Raw genomic sequence first — 19,298 nt, 5'->3', positions numbered from 1 at the left:
GCAATAAAGAACACTTGTTAATCAGGCTCAGGGAATCGTGTGACTTTCCCATCACCACTTAGTGTCGTTATTGCTTGCGGTTTGCCTTCGCTATCTAACTTTAATTCACCAATCGCACTTCGGTTTGAAAGTCGATAGAAAGTCTGATTATCAGGGCTACGTTTTTCAATCTTTAAGCGTTTTCGCTTGGTGAAATAGTTCAGAATTGAGCGTGGGCTATACAGCAATCGGTCCCATACATCACAGAATTTAAGCAATGAAGTAGGGAACTGGTTTTTAATACCACTGCAAGTAATCTGATAGATATTCGGGCTGTTACGGCGGTATCTAAGTTTAATGTCGTAAGCAAAAGAGTAGTGAACATCACCAGAAAGCACGACGAAGTTGGTTGGTGTTTTGGTGTGGGTAAAGATACTGATGAGTGTGTTAGCACTGCCCGGATGTGCCATCCAGTTTTCCGCATCAATCACCAATGGTTTACCGATTGTGGTCGCCATTTTTTGCAGTGTTTCAATAAACTTCACGCCAAACATCGGCGCAGCAGAAACAATCACCACCTTATCTTGATGGAGCAGCTGGTGCTGAAACTCAATTAAGGCTTCCCAGTCCATCAAACCAGAAGGTTTATTCATGCGAGATTCTGATCGCCAGCGACGTGTTCGAGTATCCAACACAATGACTTTTGGAGACGTATCTATCGTGTAATGCCACTCTTCAAAGCGACCGAGCATCTCAATGAAGGCCTGGTGTTTGTTTGGTTCTATGTTGCCAACAGAGTGTTCAGTATTGTTGCCGCCAGTTTCATTCTGCGCTTGATTTTCAGCATGCCATTGAAAACCAAAGAGCTGTTTTGCTTGCTTGATGAACTCTTTGTTAAAGCTCTCCGGTTTGTTACCCCAACCCTGACACATCCAGTAGGCGGCAAGGCCGTTACCAATCACTTGAGTAGCAAACTGATTTTGATCGACAGCATGTTCCCAACCCACAGTCAGGTTCCAATCATCGGTGACATCGTGATCGTCGAAGATCATGTACGTTGGAATATGAGCGAACAGACGCTGCACTTTCGGTAGACCTGCTATGAAGTCATCAATGATAATGCTCTCGTCACGCCATTGTTGTTGCTCTGCCGGTGATAATTGACGTCCAGCTTCTGTGAAATCATTTTCGATCAATTGCTCTCGGTTGATGCATTGCCACAATGTCGGAGACCAAACCAGCAAATACATCGCGATGAATTCTGACAAGGTGACCAAGTGATTCTCACAATCGGTCGAGCTGAAAATAGGGATTCCGCGCTTAGGAAATAGCTTATCAAGCAACGAAGCAGAGGTGTTGTGGTGTGGCAGTAAATGATGACGTCGATACAGCTGATATTCACTCTTAAACAAGGCTTCACTACTGTCGATTGTGCTTACCTGTGAATCCGTCGGCAAGCTCTCGCCCACAAGACCAAGCAGTTGAATCACTTGTTGAATAGCATCAAGCGTTGGACCTGCTACATGATCGGCGTAGATCTGGTCGCCGCTCATCATTAGCATATCTGGCCGTTCAAGTACCGTTTGCTTTCCGACCTTGTTATCTGCAGCAACTAGGCTGTCTTTGCTCGGGTGATGAGGATTACGACAAGAGCCATGCAGGATATAATCAGCAGTCGTTGAGATCTTAAATTCAACGCGAGACTTGTCGCTATAAACAAGGTGAGGAGCCCATGTGGCCAGTGACCCTAGTTCGGTGTGAATGTCATATTCAAGGGGCGTATTGGTAGGGAACTCACCCTTTAATTGAATCAGGGTTACCCAAGCATGTGTCCCCACTTGAATTGACCCTTGTTCGTCAAGTGGCGACGAATAAAAAGGCGAATCTTGCTCTGCGTTGAATAGTTCAGTTGAGCCTGTAGGTTGTGAACTCGTCACCATCCACAGTACCACCTCGTTGGCGGTGGTTTTTCTTAAAATTGGGCCTGCAAGTAAGAAGGGAAGAGATGATGTCGTCAAACGTTTCAATGCGGTTCCTAAATCGGTAGCGTTAGTCTTTGAGTTGTCTCGTTTCAAGATCAGAGGTTTCGAACTCTGGTGTGTCAGGCTCGTTAATTTCGAGAGCAGAGATGTCCTGCTCTATCGCTTCAGATTGATTTGCTTCGAGTTCCGTTGTTTCAGCTTCTGTCGTTGCCTGATCTGGGATTTCAGACTCCGTTGCCTCAAGCTCTGTCATTTCAAGTATTTCGATAACTTCTGAACTAGAAAGTTCATGGCCCATTAGAAATATTGCCAATAGGGCATCGGCTTTTGTTTTGGTATCGGACGGATCGTCCAGTACTTGTTCGAGTTTTTCTCGAATCATAGCGATTTCGTGTTCGACGAAACCACGGCCTTCATCGTCCCCTTGGTTTTCTTCAGGGGCATTATCAAACTCAAGAAACAGCATGTCGCTATCGAGTCTGGTGTTAACCAAACGCTCAGGCAACCACTCTTCGCCCATGACAATATCTGGATCGGAATCTTGGGGTAAGTGGTCTATAATGTTTTGTAATTCTGAGACTTTCACAATACTTTCATTTAACCGAGAATATTCTTCATTGTAACGGTCAAAGTCGATCAAACCTAAAACTAGTTGGCTGGCATGGCCAATAAATGTCTATTCAGTAACACAAAAATTATTACAAAGAGTAATTACACAAGAATGAAGCACAAATTTTCACCGAAGCTCATTTCGTATGGAGCGGTTTTATTGAGTAACGCTTTTCTAGGTAATAGCGTAGCCTGGGCAGCCGAAGAGCAAGAATGGGGCATTGCTGCAATGTTCCGCAGTGCGAGTATTCCCTACGATACATCAGGTGGGGATCAAACCGTCGGTTCTTTTGTTCCGATGCTATTTTTTAAGAATGACTATGTATTTATCGACGGTACTGAAATGGGGGCTTACCTCTACCAGACTGACGACGAAAAATGGTCTCTTAATGCGATATCGCGTATGCGTTTTATTGATATCCCTGCTTCAGAACAAAATGCCATTGAGGGTGATACTGCCGATTTTGGTGCGCAAGTCAGTTATCAGTGGGATGAGCAGTGGAAGCTTGAAACCGAGCTAATGAGTGACAGTGAATACAATTTTCACGGAAATCTACGCGCCAAAGCAAAGTATGAAACGGGCGATTGGGAGTTTACTCCGAGTGCGACACTTCGTTATAAAAGTGCCGATTTCAATAGTGCTTACTATTCAGCCGAAGGCGAGTCGATTGGCGCAGGTATCGATCTTAATGTGGGTGTTGAAGCACGTTACCACGTGGTTTCCAACTTATACCTACTTGGTTCAACTAGTGTCACTCGATTAGACGACAACGCTTATGATTCATCAGTAGTTGAAGATCGTTATCAAGGTGAACTTTATCTTGGTTTTGGCTTCTTCAATGACAAAGAGAAAGCGCCGAAACCGAAATTGAGTAACGCGCCGTATTTACGTGTCGCGCACGGTTGGGCAACGCCATCGAATATTGGCGAGATTATGAAGTTCAATACTGAGAAAGACGAATACAATAACCAACTGACCTCGTTTTTCTACGGCCACCCGCTAACAGACGAAATCTTTGGTCTCCCGCTGGATATCTACCTAACACCGGGTATCGCGCATCACTGGAATTCAGATGTTCAATCGAGTAGCACCGAGTACATTATTGCGATCAAAGCGTATTACACCTTTGATTGGCCGACACAGTGGCGATTTGGTGTGGCTGAAGGTATGTCGTACATCGACTCGATCACCTACATCGAAGGCTCTGAGATGGATCGTAAAGGTTACACCGCAAGCCACTTGTTGAATTACCTAGACTTCTCATTTGATGTCAATGTGGGTGATTTGATCGGCAAGAACGACTTAAACAATTTATGGTTCGGTTATTCGTTGCATCATCGTTCTGCGATCTTTGAAAACGCCTCTCAGTTTGGACGTATCAAAGGCGGTAGTAACTACAACACGGTTTACTTCCAATACGAATTTTAAGCGCGGTTTCAGCCGTGTTTTAACGATGGTTTATGTTGTCATTTTTAACCATCGTTTGGATAAATATGATGTGTATCCGAGTTAGCTTTCATAGCCTTCGTTAGTGTTGGCTTGAACAATCAGCCTGATAGCAAAAGGTTTTCCCTTTTATGTCAGGCTTTTTTGTTGAAGAGTTGTGGTACAATCGCGCGAGTTTAATAAGTACAAGAATAGGACACGCTTTGACTTCGTCTCCGGAAAAAGCAGACAACAACAAGAATGCAGTGCAATCTCAAGCGACAAACAAAAAGTCGACATCGACTCAACCTGCATCGAACTCGTCTGCCAAACAATCAGTAAAACCTGCTAAAACTTCTCAGAATAGCCCAGCTTCTCTTCGTAAAGCGCTCAACGAATGTATGATGCGCGATCGCTTCCGTTTGAGTAAGCGAATTGCTGGTGCAAGCAGAATCAAAAATGAACAATCTAAAAATGCTGTCTTTGATGAGATTGCATTGGACATTGCCAAGTCGATGATGACGGCAACCCAGCGTGCTGCGCAAAAGCCAACGATTGAATACCCAGAAATTCTACCCGTCAGCCAGAAGCGCGAAGACATCGCGAAAGCCATCGCTGAAAACCAAGTGGTTATCGTGGCGGGTGAAACAGGTTCAGGTAAAACCACGCAGTTACCAAAAATCTGTTCTGAGCTTGGTCGTGGCCGCTTTGGTTTAATTGGTCACACTCAGCCTCGTCGTCTTGCGGCCCGTTCGGTTGCGAACCGTATTGCCGAAGAGATGGAAACGCAACTGGGTGAGTTTGTTGGTTATAAGGTTCGTTTTAACGACCAAATCTCTGAAAACACACAAATCAAATTGATGACCGACGGTATTCTACTGGCGGAAATCCAACACGACCGTTTCTTAAATCAGTACGACACCATCATCATCGATGAAGCGCACGAACGTAGCCTTAACATAGATTTCATCATGGGTTACCTGAAAGAGTTGCTGCCAAAGCGTCCAGATCTGAAAGTGATCATCACATCGGCAACCATCGATCCAGAGCGTTTCTCTAAACACTTCAATAATGCGCCTATCATCGAGGTATCAGGTCGTACTTATCCTGTAGATACGCGTTACCGCCCATTAGGTGGTGATGAAAGTGATTCCGATCGCGACCAAATTGAAGGCATCTTTGAAGCTGTTGATGAACTGTGTGATGAAGGGCAAGGCGATATCTTGATCTTCATGAACGGCGAGCGAGAAATTCGAGATACCGCAGATGCATTAAGTAAACGTAACCTGCGTGATACTGAAATAGTTCCGCTTTACGCACGTCTATCGGCGGGCGAGCAGAACCGTATCTTTCAGTCTCATACTGGCCGACGTATCGTTCTGGCAACCAACGTGGCAGAGACTTCGTTAACCGTTCCTGGTATTAAGTATGTCATCGACCCGGGTACGGCGCGTATTAGCCGTTACAGTTACCGTACTAAAGTACAGCGCCTGCCGATTGAGCCAGTGTCTCAAGCAAGCGCAAACCAGCGTAAAGGTCGTTGTGGACGTGTTGCTGAAGGTATCTGTATTCGTCTTTACTCTGAGGAAGATTTCGAATCACGCCCAGAGTTTACCGACCCAGAGATTCTCCGCACTAACTTAGCCTCCGTTATCCTTCAGATGACAGCTCTTGGCCTAGGCGACATTCAAGCGTTCCCATTTGTTGAAGCGCCAGATAAGCGCAACATTCAAGATGGTGTAAGGCTACTTGAAGAGCTAGGTGCGATAGCGACAGCCGAACCCGCTGCGAACAAAAATAAGAATCAAGGCGACGACAAGAAGAAGCTAACCGCTATTGGTCGTAAATTGGCTAAGTTGCCGATTGATCCGCGTTTGGCTCGTATGGTAATTGAAGCGCCACGCAACCGATGCTTGCACGAAGTCATGGTGATTGCGTCTGCGTTGTCGATTCAAGATCCGCGTGAGCGTCCGTCAGATAAGCAGCAATCGTCTGACGATAAACACAAGCGCTTCTTCGATAAAGAGTCGGACTTCATCACGTTTGTGAACCTGTGGGATTACATCAAGCAGCAGCAAAAAGCGCTGTCGAGTAATCAGTTCCGCAAACAGTGTAAGCAAGATTACCTGAACTATTTACGTATTCGTGAATGGCAAGATGTGTACTTCCAAATTCACCAAGCAATGCGTGAATTGGATACCAAGCTGAATACTGAGCCGGGTAGCTACGATGGTATTCATATGTCTCTGCTGTCAGGTCTGCTTTCGCACATCGGTATGAAAGACCAAGAGAAGAATGAATATCAAGGTGCTCGTAACGCACGCTTCCATATCTTCCCTGCGTCTGGCTTATTCAAGAAGCAGCCTAAGTGGATCATGTCTGCTGAGCTGGTGGAAACCTCAAAACTATGGGGTCGTGTTATCGCGAAGATTCAACCGGAATGGATTGAACCGCTAGCGAAACACCTGATCAAACGTAGTTACAGCGAACCACATTGGTCGAAGAAGCAAGCGGCAGTAATGGCACACGAAAAAGTGATGCTTTACGGAATCCCAATCATTCCAAAACGCTTAGTTAACTACGGTGCGATTGATGCCACTGTCAGCCGTGAATTGTTTGTACGCAGTGCATTGGTTGAAGGTGAGTGGGAAACCAAACATACGTTCTTCAAACAGAACCGCAAGCTCCTGCAAGAAGTGGAAGAGCTTGAGCATAAATCGCGTCGTCGCGACATCTTGATCGATGATGATGAACTGTTCGACTTCTATGATCAACGTGTTGGCGAAGAGGCAGTGTCAGGCCGTCATTTTGATACGTGGTGGAAGAAGACCAGTCAGAAAACTCCTGAGCTGCTTAACTTTGAAAAGTCGATGCTGTTCCGAGGCGATGCTAGCCACGTTACTGATTTGGATTATCCGAACTTCTGGCACCAAAACGGTATTAAGTTGAAACTGAGCTACCAATTTGAACCAGGTGACGACAACGATGGTGTAACGGTACACATTCCGCTGCCTATCTTGAACCAAATTGACCAAAACGGTTTTGATTGGCAGATCCCAGGCCTGCGTCAGGAACTGGTGATTAGCCTAATTAAGTCACTACCAAAAACGCTACGCCGTAACTTTGTGCCTGCGCCAAACTATGCCGATGCTTTCTTGGCACGTGTAACCCCATTAGAAGCACCGTTGTTGGATTCTCTTGAGAAAGAGCTACGCCGCATGACAGGTGTCGAAGTGGTACGTGACGACTGGAAGTTAGACCAGATCCCTGAGCACTTAAAGGTAACATTCCGCGCTGTAGATCATCGCAAGCGTAAGCTGAAAGAACAGAAAGACCTGCATGAGCTAAAAGAAAGTCTGAAAGACAAGGTTCAAGAAACGCTTTCTAAGGTTGCTGACGACGATATTGAACAACAGAACCTGCATACCTGGAGCTTTGGTGAGTTACCAAAAGTCTACCAGCAGAAGCGTGGCGGCTACGATGTTAAAGCCTTCCCAGCGCTGGTGGATTCTAAAGACAGCGTAGAGATCAAACTGTTCGAAACCGAACAAGAGCAGATCTCGGCAATGAAATCGGGTCAGCGTCGTTTAATCCTGTTGAACGTGCCATCGCCGATCAAATACCTGCACTCTAACTTGCCGAACAAATCTAAGTTAGGCTTATACTTCAACCCATACGGACAAGTACTCGATCTTATCGATGACTGTATCGCTTGTGGTATTGATAAGCTAATTGAAGAGAAGGGCGGTTTGGTTTGGGAACCAGAGCAGTTTGAAGCACTGAAAGAACACGTACGTGCAGAGTTAGGCGATACGGTTGTTGAGATTGCTCAACAGGTAGAAACTATTCTAACTACGGCGTTCAGTATCAGTAAGAAGCTGAAGGGCCGCGTAGATCTTTCGATGGCATTTGCACTTTCAGACATCAAAGCTCAGGTAGAAGGTTTGATTTTTAAGGGGTTTGCCACAGAATGCGGGTGGAAACGCTTGCCGGATATTCTACGCTATATGAAAGCTATTGAGCGTCGAATGGAAAAACTGCCGATTGACCCTAACAAAGATCGCCTACATATGATCAAAGTTGAGTCGGTAATGAATGATTACAAAGAACTGCTGAATAAAATTCCAAAAGGGATCGCGGTTCCAGAAAACGTAAAAGAGGTGCGTTGGATGATTGAAGAGCTTCGTGTAAGCTTCTTCGCACAGCAGCTCGGTACGCCTTACCCAGTATCAGATAAGCGTGTTAAAAACGCGATTGATGCTTGCTAAAGGAATAAAGCTAGACGCAATAGCAAGGTTTGGGTATAAATCTTGCTTATTACATTACTAATTGAATAGTTATTACATACAGGGCGACTTGGTGGCAATTTATTACCACTCAAGGCCTGCCACTAGGACGAAAAAGGTCGAATATGAAAAAAACGTTATTGGCATTAGCACTACTAGGTGCATCTTCAACAGCAATGGCTGATTCTTGGTTGTACGGTGGTGTAATGGGTGGTCAAAACTCATTAGGCAATAAAGAAGAGACAGCGATGGGTATCCACGTAGGTACTGGTATTCTTCCATTAATCGGCGTTGAAGCGGGTTACTGGGATCTTGGTTCTTTCGGCAGCGTTAATTACGGCAACCGCGATCTTAAGAATTTAGACGCAAGCACTGCTTACTTAGCGATTAAACCAAGCATCGATTTTGGTCCTCTTCACGTATACGCGAAGGGTGGTCTTCACTCTTACGAGCTTAAAGCTGATGGCTTCAAGCAAGACGATGTTGATATCATGTACGGTGTAGGCGCTGAATACTTCATCTTTGGTCCACTATCTGTAGGCGCTAGCTACCAAAACTTCAAAATGAAAGATGACGACTCTGGCGTATTCACGCTAAACGCAACTATCCACCTACTGTAATTACTTGCAGTCAGTGACGGACGTACCGTTGGTCACGGATATTTGTAGAGTTCGTAAGAATTCGTAAAAAATGCCAGCTTGATAGCTGGCATTTTTGTATCTGTTAACCGTGTAATCGCTACTCTGTTTTCTTATAACAGATAGCAAGCGGATGGTTATTTTTTACTGTTCAGAATACGCTGAATTCTTGGGTTAATCGCTTTACCGTGTTTACTTTCGTACTCTTCACGTTTTAAATCGTTCAGGTTCTTTACAGAGTTAGCGGCAAGAAGGAATTCTGGTAACTCAGTTTCAAGCATGCCTTTCTCATCTAAACGTTTCGCTTCCAAGTAATACTTCTTGAACAGGCCATCGAGTTTGTTTTCAGCCGTACGCTTTAAATCGTACAGTTTATTCTGGATTAACCATTGCTCAATCTTATTATCTGCAGAGCGTGACAACACTCGAATACGGCTATCCAACAACTCTTCTTCAGTCAAAGAATCTTTCAGGATCCAAAGCTCACCCATTTGCGGCGGCCAACTGTTGCCAAGTTGAATACGTTCATGACAGTGCATTAGCACGCGGTTAAGGCCGTCTGAATCGACTGAGTTAGCAAATTCAATAAACTTACCGCTCGGCTCGCTCCCGTATTGATATTCCCATTGTGTTTCGTACACGCTTAAGAAAGAACCAAACACATGGATACACCAATCAGTCAGCTCTAACTCTGCCGGATCTTGATCGACAACAGGTACTTTTTGAGACGAGCCTGCGTCGGTAGCGTTAGGTGTCGCTACATTAACTTCAGTGCTTTTTGCTTCAATTATTTCAGGTCGTGCAGGAACGTCAGATACAACAGGCTCAGAAGGTTGGCTTTTTGCCTTTTTGAATGAGCTGCTGCCTGAAGCGTTCAGATGGGCTAAGCTTTTGTCTATACCCATTTCCTTGAGCTTGTCCTGCATTTCCTGAATATTGAGCGGTCTTCTGCTGTTGTTGTCTTTCATTTTGCTTCTCGTTAACTAGCCAGTACTGCAGCTTGGATTCAATCCGAGATAGTGGCATTAATTCATTAGCTTTGGCTTTATACCAAAGGACAAATTTCTTCCATACTAAACTATGGTCACCGGCCAAGCCGGAGAATTTAAACGCACGTTCTGCCCATGATGGGATCTCTTCTTCGTTGAGATCATGAGTAGAAACGGTGTTGCTGTTCATTGAGCCTCGGCCTTGTGGGCGAGGAGTATATTGCGTGTTTTGCATTGGTGCCGGAGCAGGCTGAAACTTGGGTGCAGGTGCAGGTGCAGGTGCAGGTGCAGGTGCAGGTGCAGGTGCAGGTGCAGGTGCAGTAGAGTAAACCGGAATACTATTGACCGGTTGAGTTTCAACTTGAACCGCAGCTTGCTCTTGCTCAATGAGCATTTTGAACACGTGTATCTCTTTCTTGTCTCGATAATCTACTTTTACTTTATCGAGGAAACCTTGGTCGACTAGACACTTAAGGCAATCGGCTAAACCGAACGTCGAGAGAGCACAAAGTTGACTTGCTGATTGTAGGCACACATTGGTGAAACCGAACTCATCAGCACCATCTGCAAGCATCAATAAAACCAGTTTTTCTGCTGGGCTAGAAGTATTCACTTGCCAAGCTAAATAAGAATATTTGGCGCTCAATATCGTGTTCTCAAAAAGGTAAGTCGTTGTCACTATTGTAAGTCACCCCTTACCGAATTTATAGCAACTTAACAGAAAACGACATTAGTAAGCCAAATATTGACCATAAGGAGAGGTCTGCCCCAAAAAGTAAGCCTACACTCATTCATTCTCGTGGGTTATACCTGGATTCACTAAGCAAATATCGATAACGATTTAAAGTGCTAGCACTCTTTTTCGGCTAAGAATGGCCAATTTACTTTGGTATTCGGTTCGTCAAAAACAGCTCGTTTTTATTGATATTCATTGACCGTTCTCTCACTTACTCGCCCGTTTACTTACCCGTCCATACATAAAGTGTATTTAATTTATAAAACACCTTGATATGATCAATATTTGCGCTATTATGACGATAAGTCAGAAATGACGAAGCGTCACAAAATGGTTAAGTACATGAATTTGCTATTCGTGTTAATATATTAAACAGGAGTGTTTTAAATACTGACTCAGCTTAGGTGATAGCTAAGCGAAAATACGGACTGAGAAATTATGTTTGGCTTTGGTTGTAAAGGCGATAAGCAAAGTATCTTTGGTTGTAAAGGCGGCTTGTCTAAAAAGCAGCAGTCTATTGCAGACCGAGAAGTAGAATTGATGTTGTTAGCGAAAGATCTGGTTCGAGAGCAAGGGTTCGGAAACCTCACGATGGATAAGCTAACGGCAGCGAGCTCTTATTCGAAAGGTACGATATATAATCACTTTTGTAGCAAAGAAGACGTGGTTTTAGCGTTGTGTATTCATTCTTTAAAGGCCGAGGCACTGATGTTTACTCGTTCTGGAGAGTTTGAAGGTAACACACGCGAAAAGATCGTCGCACTGCACGTTGCTTATCGAATCTATGCGCGCATGGAGCCGGTACTGTCAACTTGTGCGATCATGGCAAAAAGCCCGTGGGTACTAGAGAAAGCGTCTAGTGCACGTGTAACCGAGATGAACGAACTCGAAGAATTGGTGATTGAACAAGCCGATTCAATGGTTAACCAAGCAGTAGAAGTGGGTGACCTAAAGTTCTCTTCTGGTGTGGGTTCAGATGCCATCGTGTTTGCAAACTGGTCAATCGCATTTGGTTCAAATGCCTTGTCACAGAACGCATCAAACAGTCATTGTATTAAGCGGTTACAAGACCCGTATTCAGTATTACATAACGCGAATATGCTGCTCGATGGCCTGAACTGGCAGCCCCTTTCTACCGATTGGGACTACCGTAAAACCTGGCGTCGTGTAGAACAAGAACTGTTCAGTGAAGAGATCGCTTACTTAGAATCAGTAGGTCGATAGCTTCTATTAAGCCCACTTCTGTGGGTTTATTAATAACCATTTATGACGATTCGTCACAAACTTAAGTTTAGCCTAATGTGGTTTAGGTTTTCTTGAGTGTATGACCAAGAATTGTGTCTTTTGTCAGCTTCGCTGGCTTTTTATGACATAACTATGACGAATCGTCACAAATGGAGACTGTGATGGAACATGACAGCCAAAAGCCCGCTTTCGATCACCAAAATCGAGATAACCGTAATATCGATAGCGTAAACGGGGATCTCAATAACCGTTGGCACTCAATACCGACCAAGCGTTCGTTTATCGTTCTGCTGGTGGTTTTTTCAATCATCATGCTCTCTGCATTAGGGGCGAAGAACCTCTACTTTAGAGGGGATTACAACATCTTCTTCGAAGGCAACAACAAACAGTTGATGGCGTTCGATGAAATCCAAACTACCTTTGCGAAAACCGACAATCTCGCGATTGTTGTCGCACCTGATGGCGGCAACGTCTTCACCCCAGAAACCCTGACCTTAATTCAAAATCTCACCGTTGATGCGTGGCAGATCCCGTACTCAAGCCGTGTCGATTCTTTGGCCAATTATCAGCACACCGAAGCTGTTGAAGACGACTTATTGGTGGAAGATCTGCTGTATGAAGAATACGAACATACGCCCGAGCGAATCGCCAAAGTGAAACAGATCGCGCTAAACGAACCTCTGCTTAAGAATGCGTTGGTGTCGGCTTCTGGTGATGTGACCATTGTTAACGTGACCGTGCAATTACCTGAAGTAGATAAAACCGCGGAAGTGCAAGAAGTCATAGCAGCAATCAACACTATGATCGCCAAGTATCAAGCGGACTATCCTAACGTCGAATTCCACAAAGCAGGCATCATTGCTATGAACAACGCGTTTATGATGTCGGCTCAAGAAGACAGCTCAACGCTTGTGCCGTTAATGCTGCTGGTAGTATTGGTGTTCCTGACCTTTATGTTGCGCTCGTTCTTTAGCGTGGTGGCTACCTTAGTTGTGATTATCTCTTCTATTGTCGCGACCATGGGGTTGTCTGGCTGGGCTGGGATGTTCCTCAGCACCGCAACGGTTAACGTGCCAACCTTGGTATTAACCCTTGCTGTCGCCGATTGTGTTCACGTGATTGTGACCATGAGACAAGCCATGCAACGCGGGATGGAAAAAGCACAAGCCATTCAATACAGCATCAAGTTGAATGCGATGCCGATCTTAATTACTTCTGTCACCACAGCGATTGGTTTCTTGATGATGAACATGTCGGACTCCCCCGTATTGCGAGACTTCGGTAACTTGTCGGCATTGGGCGTGATCATCGCGTGTTTCCTCTCTGTGACTATGCTTCCCGCGCTGCTAAAACTATTGCCAGTTAAAACTCTACCAGCCAATGAAGCAGCGGAAAGCAAAGTCACTTTCATGGATAAACTGGGCGACTTTGTGGTGACCAACCGCAAGGCACTGCTGCCGATTTCTACCTTAGTGATTGTTGGCGCTGCCGCGTTAATTCCATTGAACAAAGTGAATGATGAATCGGTGAAGTATTTCGATACCTCAAGCGAATTCAGACAAGCAGCCGACTTCATGGAACAGACTGTAAGCGGTATGACGACCATCAGTATTGCGGTCAAAACTAACGAGTCTCAAGCGATTGCTGACCCCTTGTTCTTACAAGCGATTGGTGATTTTACCGATTGGCTACGTGTTCAACCAGAAACCGACCATGTTGCTACGCTTTCTGATGTTTACATGCGTCTGAATAAGAACATGCATGGTGATGATGACCGTTATTACCAACTGCCACTTAACCGAGAGTTAGCCGCGCAATATCTACTGCTTTACGAGATGTCTCTACCTTATGGTTTGGATTTGAATAACCAGATCAACGTCGATAAATCATCGATCAAAATGGTACTGACGGTTGATAACCTCGGCAGTGTGGAATTGGTTGAACTCGAAGAGCGTATCTACTTATGGTTTGCCGCCAATGCACCTCAGTATGAAGTGGTCGCGTCGAGCCCATCATTGATGTTTGCTCACATTGGTGAAACCAACATGGCGAGCATGCTATCGACTCTGCCAATCACCTTAGTGCTTATCTCAGGTTTGATGATCTTCGCATTGCGATCGGTTCGCTTAGGCATGATAAGCCTAGTGCCCAACATTGCGCCTGCGATTATTGGCTTTGGTTTATGGGCGCTTATCTCTGGTGAGATCAACCTTGGATTGTCGGTCGTGGTCACCCTTACTTTGGGTATCGTCGTCGATGATGCGGTTCACTTCTTGAGTAAATACCAACGCGCAAGAATGGAAGGGCAATCAGCGGAGGAAGCGGTTCGTTACGCCTTCCACACCGTAGGTCGCGCTTTGTGGATCACCACTGTTGTGCTAGTGGCCGGTTTCTCTGTATTGGCAATGTCGAGCTTCAGACTCAATTCCGATATGGGCTTACTCAGTGCGATTGTGATTTTCATTGCGTTGGTGGTCGACTTCATTTTGCTACCAAGCCTGCTGATGATCTTCGACAAACAGACTCATTACTCAGACCAACCCCAATACGAATCAAAACCGTCTGTTAAAGCTCAACCTAATACGACGGCTGAACTGTCGACTTCAACCAAATAAGAAAACGTCAGCCTACTGCGGTGGGCTGACTTAAGGATTAATTTATGAAAATTATTAAACACTTTATGACAAAGAAAACACTCATAACGTCATTGATAACCATTGGCGCCTTCTCGGCTTTCCCTGCGTTAGCTGATCCTGAAAAAGGCCTAGAGATCGCCGAGCAACGTAAAGCCGTTGATATGGGGTGGGGCGATTCTGTTGCGACCATGGAAATGCTACTTCGCAATAAACAAGGTGAAAGCAGCTCTCGTCTAATGCGATTGAAGTCGCTAGAGGTTGACGACGATGGCGATAAAGGACTGACCATATTTGATGAGCCCCGCGACGTAAAAGGCACGGCTTTTTTAAACCATTCACACATCACCAAATCGGATGACCAATGGTTGTATCTGCCGGCATTGAAACGTGTAAAGCGTATCTCTTCTCGCAACAAGTCTGGCCCGTTTATGGGCAGTGAATTTGCTTACGAAGACCTAAGTTCGTTTGAGTTAGAAAAGTACACCTTCAACTACATCGAAGACGCCAATATTGAAGGTGTTGATACCTTTGTTTTAGAGCAAGTTCCGACCGACAAAAACTCTGGTTACACCATGCAAAAAGTATGGCTAGACCAGCAATATTACCGCCCAGTTCAAGTGGAGTTTTACGACCGTAAAGGCGCATTGCTGAAAACTCTATCGTTCCAAGACTACAAACAATACCTAAACCAGTACTGGCGCGCGCACACCATGTCGATGCAAAACCACCAAACAGGTAAGAGTACTGTATTAACCACGACAGATTTAGCGTTCCAGACCGGTCTTAAGGATAAGGACTTTCAGAAAAATACACTTAAACGTGCAAAGTAAGGCAAGAATATGAAAAGGATTCTGTTAACAGGAACGCAGTTATCTTTAACCTTGGCAGCGACAGTTGGGCTTATGCAGGTGTCGTTGCCATGTGTAGCGGCAGGCTTTAGCTCTGAGTTCGTAGAGCAAGTCACCCCAGAACTCGCAGGGCAAGTTAACCTTGAACACAGGCAGTTCTTTAGCGACGGTTTACAGGGGCAGAACAAAGGACAAAGCTCACTGGTGTTACAACCCGAGTTTTACTGGGAGCAACAAGAAGGCAATGGCAGTTTTACCTTCACGCCATTTTATCGCTTAGACAGCGAAGACGATGAGCGAACCCATGGTGACGTTCGTGAAGCTTTGTACCTTACCTACTGGGATGACTACGAACTGCGCGCAGGTGTTGGCAAAGTGTTCTGGGGTGTGACCGAATCAGCACACTTAGTGGACGTGGTAAACCAAACCGATGCGATTGAGTCCGTCGATGGCGAATCGAAACTGGGTCAGCCAATGGTTCACTTCACGTCGATTAAAGACTGGGGAACCATCGATGCCATGTTACTGCCGTATTTTCGAGAGCGTACCTTTGCAGGGGAAGACGGTCGCTTAAGAACGCCCGTACCCGTTTCAGACGATGCGCTGTATGAATCATCAAGAGAAGAAAAGCACGTTGATGTGGCACTGCGCTATAGCCAAATGTATGGTGATTGGGATGTCGGGTTAAGCTACTTAGGCGGTACCAATCGTGACCCTTATTATCGTGTTGAAGGTAATAATCTTAAGCCCTATTACGCGCAAATGCAGCATTTCGGCCTTGATGTTCAGGGGATTATGGGTGATTGGTTATGGAAGCTTGAAAGCATTTATCGCGACAGTTATGACAACCATACAGGCGTAGCAACAGGCTTTGAGTATACATGGGTTGGGGCGCTAGAGTCGTATTGGGATATCGGTTTTATTGCTGAATACTTGTACGACAGTCGAGGCAACAATGCGCAGAGTGTCGGTCAAAACGACGTGTTCCTTGGGGCACGTTTCGCCTTAAATGATGAAGACGGGACCGAGGTGTTAACGGGCATCACTCAGGATCTAGATAACAGTGATGTTTACAGTGCAAAGCTCGAAGCCTCAAGTCGTATCAACAACAACCTCAAGTGGCGGTTGAACGCGTGGTTGTTTGAGAATGAAACCCCAGAAGACTTATTGTTCTTCGCTCGCAAAGATGATTTTGTTGAGATGGCGTTGGAATATTACTTTTAGTATTTTCAATAAGTTAAGTTAATGTTGGTTTATTGGGGTGTTCTTGTTGAATTGAACGCCCCAAACCCAGTGTTAATTTATATTTGTAGAGATCGAAGTCGTCTTTTTATAAAAGGAGTGAGCAATCAGGTAGGCCTACAGGTAGTATGGTTATATTTTACATGTATATATAACCTCTACATATGCACGCTTTTGACTACTGGTAACTGCCGGTAAACAAGTGTGATTTGGGCGTTAAGGGATTTATGAATTCATTTACTTGGAATAGATACTTCGAAACAGGCATTGGTGTCGTAGATGAACAACATCAATACCTCGTCGGTTTTATCAACCACTATGGCAATTTGCTGTCTGAAAACACTATCTCAATCGAAGATATTAGCATCGCTTTACTCGATCTTACGAGCTATGCCGAGTTTCACTTTAAAGAAGAAGAATCTTTGATGAGAGCTCGTAATTTATATCGCTCTCACATCGAAGAACACATCAAAGTGCATCGTGTTTTTATGCAAGATATCTACAGCATGCAAGCTTTCATTTTAGAAGAAGATCAGGCGTCTGCACGGCAGCTACTCGATTTCTTAATTCATTGGCTTGCGTATCATATCCTCGGTATTGACCAAAACATGGCTCGACAAGTGGCCGCAATAGAGGAAGGAGCGACCCCTAAACAAGCGTTTGAAGCCGAAGGAAAACAGAACGATTCTTCAACCATTCCTCTATTAGCTGCTCTTAAAGGCCTATTTGAGCAAGTATCCGAACGTAATAAAGAGTTGTTACGGTTCAACCAGCTACTCGAAGACAAAGTCGAGGAAAGAACCGCAGAGCTAAAACGAGCGAACAAGAAGCTCGAAGAACTCTCCTTAACTGACTCGCTCACTAATTTGCCTAACCGCCGCTGTGCTTTTAAACAGTTAGCGGTGCATTGGCAAGAGTCCAAAGAACTTGGTATGCCTTTGGTGTGCATTATGATTGATGCCGACCACTTCAAGCGCATTAATGACACTTGCGGACACGATGCAGGTGATTTGGTGTTACAGACCCTCGCACACGAACTGAAAAATACATTTCGCAATGATGATATCGTGTGTCGATTAGGGGGCGATGAGTTCTTAGTGATCTGCCCCGATACCGATCTTAAAGGGGGTATGCATATTGCAGAAACCACTCGACAGAAAGTGTCTGAATTACAGGTCGACACCGGCGAGCAAGCTTGGCTTGGCAGCATTAGTGTCGGTGTGGCTGAAATGACCCAAGAATTCGAAACAATGAATGAATTGATTAAAGTAGCTGATGAGTCCGTTTATTTAGCGAAAAAAGCGGGCAAAAACCGCGTTTGTTCGATTCAGATTTAGAACGGGTTTATTTCAAGTTGAGAGCATAGTTCGCGTTAAATTTAAAATATAGCTCACGTCAGTTTTAGCGCTCAGGTTACTTTAGTTTTAGTTCTCAGGTCACCTTAGTTTTAGTTCTCATAAGACTTTAAATCGAGCGCTTCGCTCAGTTCCAAATTAAGGAGTGGTACCAGTAATTGTTCCACTTCTTCCCATTCCTCATTAATATCCTGTTAAATTTGCCGTGTTTTTAGTCAATAACTTGTTCTTTTAGCGATTCAATTTGGCATTGGTTGCGTGTTTGATTAGTATGTGTAGCTATCTAAAAAAACTAATCATCCGATACGGACACTACCAACTGGTAGATGAGGAAATGATGCAACATCTAGAAGAGATCATTGCTAATGCAACGACTGCTATTGATACAGCAGATTCGTTAGTCGCACTTGATGAAGTGCGAGTTCAGTATTTAGGTAAGAAGGGTGAATTAACTCTTCAACTACAAAGCCTAGGTAAACTTCCACCTGAAGAGCGTCGCACTGCTGGTCAAGAGATCAACAAAGCGAAAGGTGCTGTTCAACAAGCGATCGCAGCTCGCAAAGATGCACTTCAACGTGCAGAGCTTGAAGCGAAACTAGCTGAAGAAACTATCGATGTGAGCCTACCAGGTCGTCGCATTGAGAACGGTGGTCTTCACCCAGTGACTCGCACTGTTGAGCGTATCGAACAGTTCTTTGGTGAGCTTGGCTTTAGCACTGAGTCTGGCCCTGAGATCGAAGATGCATTCCACAACTTTGATGCACTAAACATCGCAGACGATCACCCAGCTCGTACTGATCACGATACTTTCTTCTTCAACCCTGATCTAATGCTACGTACGCACACTTCTGGTGTTCAAATCCGTACGATGGAAAACGGCAAACCGCCATTCCGCTTCATTGCTCCGGGTCGTGTTTACCGTAACGACTACGATCAAACTCACACGCCAATGTTCCACCAAGTGGAAGGTATGTTAGTTGATGAGAACGTAAACTTCGCACAACTTAAAGGCATTCTTAACGATTTCCTTTGTAACTTCTTTGAAGAAGAAGTTGAAGTGCGTTTCCGTCCTTCATTCTTCCCGTTCACAGAGCCTTCAGCTGAAGTGGACGTGAAACGTAAAGATGGCAAATGGCTAGAAGTTCTAGGCTGTGGCATGGTTCACCCTAACGTACTTCGCTCTGTTGGCATCGACCCTGAGAAATACTCTGGTTTTGCATTCGGTATGGGTGTAGAGCGTCTAACGATGCTTCGTTACGGCGTAAATGACCTTCGTGCGTTCTTCGAGAACGACCTTCGTTTCCTTAAACAATTCAAGTAATCCGGG

Annotated in this window: 13 protein-coding genes; 9 read left to right on the top strand and 4 right to left on the bottom strand. The window is 44.9% G+C overall.

Features of this window, described 5'->3' with window-relative positions:
* Window positions 1–17 precede the first annotated feature (17 nt).
* A complete protein-coding gene (locus SJY39_RS23650; RefSeq protein WP_016792376.1) occupies window positions 18–2,006 on the bottom strand; it encodes an alkaline phosphatase D family protein in 1,989 nt (662 codons plus the stop codon).
* 22 nt (window positions 2,007–2,028) lie between these two features.
* Window positions 2,029–2,547 (bottom strand): hypothetical protein, encoded by a 519-nt coding sequence (locus tag SJY39_RS23645; protein ID WP_016767263.1) that lies wholly within the window; start codon window positions 2,545–2,547, stop codon window positions 2,029–2,031.
* Window positions 2,548–2,682: 135 nt separating this feature from the next.
* Between SJY39_RS23645 and SJY39_RS23640 the strand changes: the two genes are divergently transcribed.
* The 3 genes from SJY39_RS23640 to SJY39_RS23630 all read left to right on the top strand — a co-directional run bounded on the left by SJY39_RS23640 (window position 2,683) and on the right by SJY39_RS23630 (window position 8,902).
* Window positions 2,683–3,999 (top strand): MipA/OmpV family protein, encoded by a 1,317-nt coding sequence (locus SJY39_RS23640; RefSeq protein WP_010441351.1) that lies wholly within the window; start codon window positions 2,683–2,685, stop codon window positions 3,997–3,999.
* A gap of 221 nt (window positions 4,000–4,220) precedes the next feature.
* On the top strand, window positions 4,221–8,264 hold the full coding sequence (hrpA, locus tag SJY39_RS23635) for an ATP-dependent RNA helicase HrpA (RefSeq protein ID WP_016788761.1): 4,044 nt from the start codon (window positions 4,221–4,223) through the stop codon (window positions 8,262–8,264).
* A 143-nt stretch (window positions 8,265–8,407) separates the two neighbouring features.
* On the top strand, window positions 8,408–8,902 hold the full coding sequence (locus SJY39_RS23630) for an outer membrane beta-barrel protein (protein WP_010441347.1): 495 nt from the start codon (window positions 8,408–8,410) through the stop codon (window positions 8,900–8,902).
* Between the two features lie 155 nt (window positions 8,903–9,057).
* Here the strand turns inward: SJY39_RS23630 and SJY39_RS23625 are convergent, their stop codons facing one another.
* Both SJY39_RS23625 and SJY39_RS23620 read right to left on the bottom strand, forming a co-directional pair.
* Window positions 9,058–9,825, bottom strand: a complete 768-nt coding sequence (locus tag SJY39_RS23625) for a hypothetical protein (protein WP_016796395.1) — start codon at window positions 9,823–9,825, stop codon at window positions 9,058–9,060.
* A complete protein-coding gene (locus tag SJY39_RS23620) occupies window positions 9,746–10,588 on the bottom strand; it encodes a hypothetical protein (protein ID WP_390242907.1) in 843 nt (280 codons plus the stop codon). Before SJY39_RS23620 ends, SJY39_RS23625 begins: the two co-directional genes overlap by 80 nt.
* Window positions 10,589–11,083: 495 nt before the next feature.
* Here SJY39_RS23620 and SJY39_RS23615 point away from each other — a divergent pair, with 495 nt between their 5' ends.
* The 6 genes from SJY39_RS23615 (at window position 11,084) to pheS (ending at window position 19,292) form a co-directional block, all read left to right on the top strand.
* Window positions 11,084–11,869, top strand: a complete 786-nt coding sequence (locus SJY39_RS23615; RefSeq protein ID WP_010441341.1) for a TetR/AcrR family transcriptional regulator — start codon at window positions 11,084–11,086, stop codon at window positions 11,867–11,869.
* 182 nt (window positions 11,870–12,051) lie between these two features.
* Window positions 12,052–14,505 carry an RND family transporter gene (locus SJY39_RS23610; protein ID WP_371965533.1) on the top strand — a complete coding sequence of 818 codons (2,454 nt, stop codon included), beginning with the start codon at window positions 12,052–12,054 and terminating at the stop codon, window positions 14,503–14,505.
* 65 nt (window positions 14,506–14,570) lie between these two features.
* Window positions 14,571–15,356, top strand: a complete 786-nt coding sequence (locus tag SJY39_RS23605) for an outer membrane lipoprotein-sorting protein (RefSeq protein ID WP_371956733.1) — start codon at window positions 14,571–14,573, stop codon at window positions 15,354–15,356.
* Window positions 15,357–15,365: 9 nt separating this feature from the next.
* Window positions 15,366–16,598 carry a hypothetical protein gene (locus SJY39_RS23600; RefSeq protein ID WP_016767269.1) on the top strand — a complete coding sequence of 411 codons (1,233 nt, stop codon included), beginning with the start codon at window positions 15,366–15,368 and terminating at the stop codon, window positions 16,596–16,598.
* Window positions 16,599–16,843: 245 nt separating this feature from the next.
* Complete coding sequence (locus SJY39_RS23595) at window positions 16,844–17,953, top strand: GGDEF domain-containing protein (RefSeq protein ID WP_010441333.1); 1,110 nt, start codon at window positions 16,844–16,846, stop codon at window positions 17,951–17,953.
* A gap of 355 nt (window positions 17,954–18,308) precedes the next feature.
* Window positions 18,309–19,292 carry a phenylalanine--tRNA ligase subunit alpha gene (pheS, locus tag SJY39_RS23590; RefSeq protein ID WP_004734764.1) on the top strand — a complete coding sequence of 328 codons (984 nt, stop codon included), beginning with the start codon at window positions 18,309–18,311 and terminating at the stop codon, window positions 19,290–19,292.
* The last annotated feature ends 6 nt before the right edge of the window (window positions 19,293–19,298 follow it).

The organism is Vibrio sp. R78045, from assembly GCF_042466085.1.
Lineage (GTDB): Bacteria > Pseudomonadota > Gammaproteobacteria > Enterobacterales > Vibrionaceae > Vibrio > Vibrio cyclitrophicus.
This window is presented reverse-complemented; position numbering and strand designations above follow the sequence as displayed.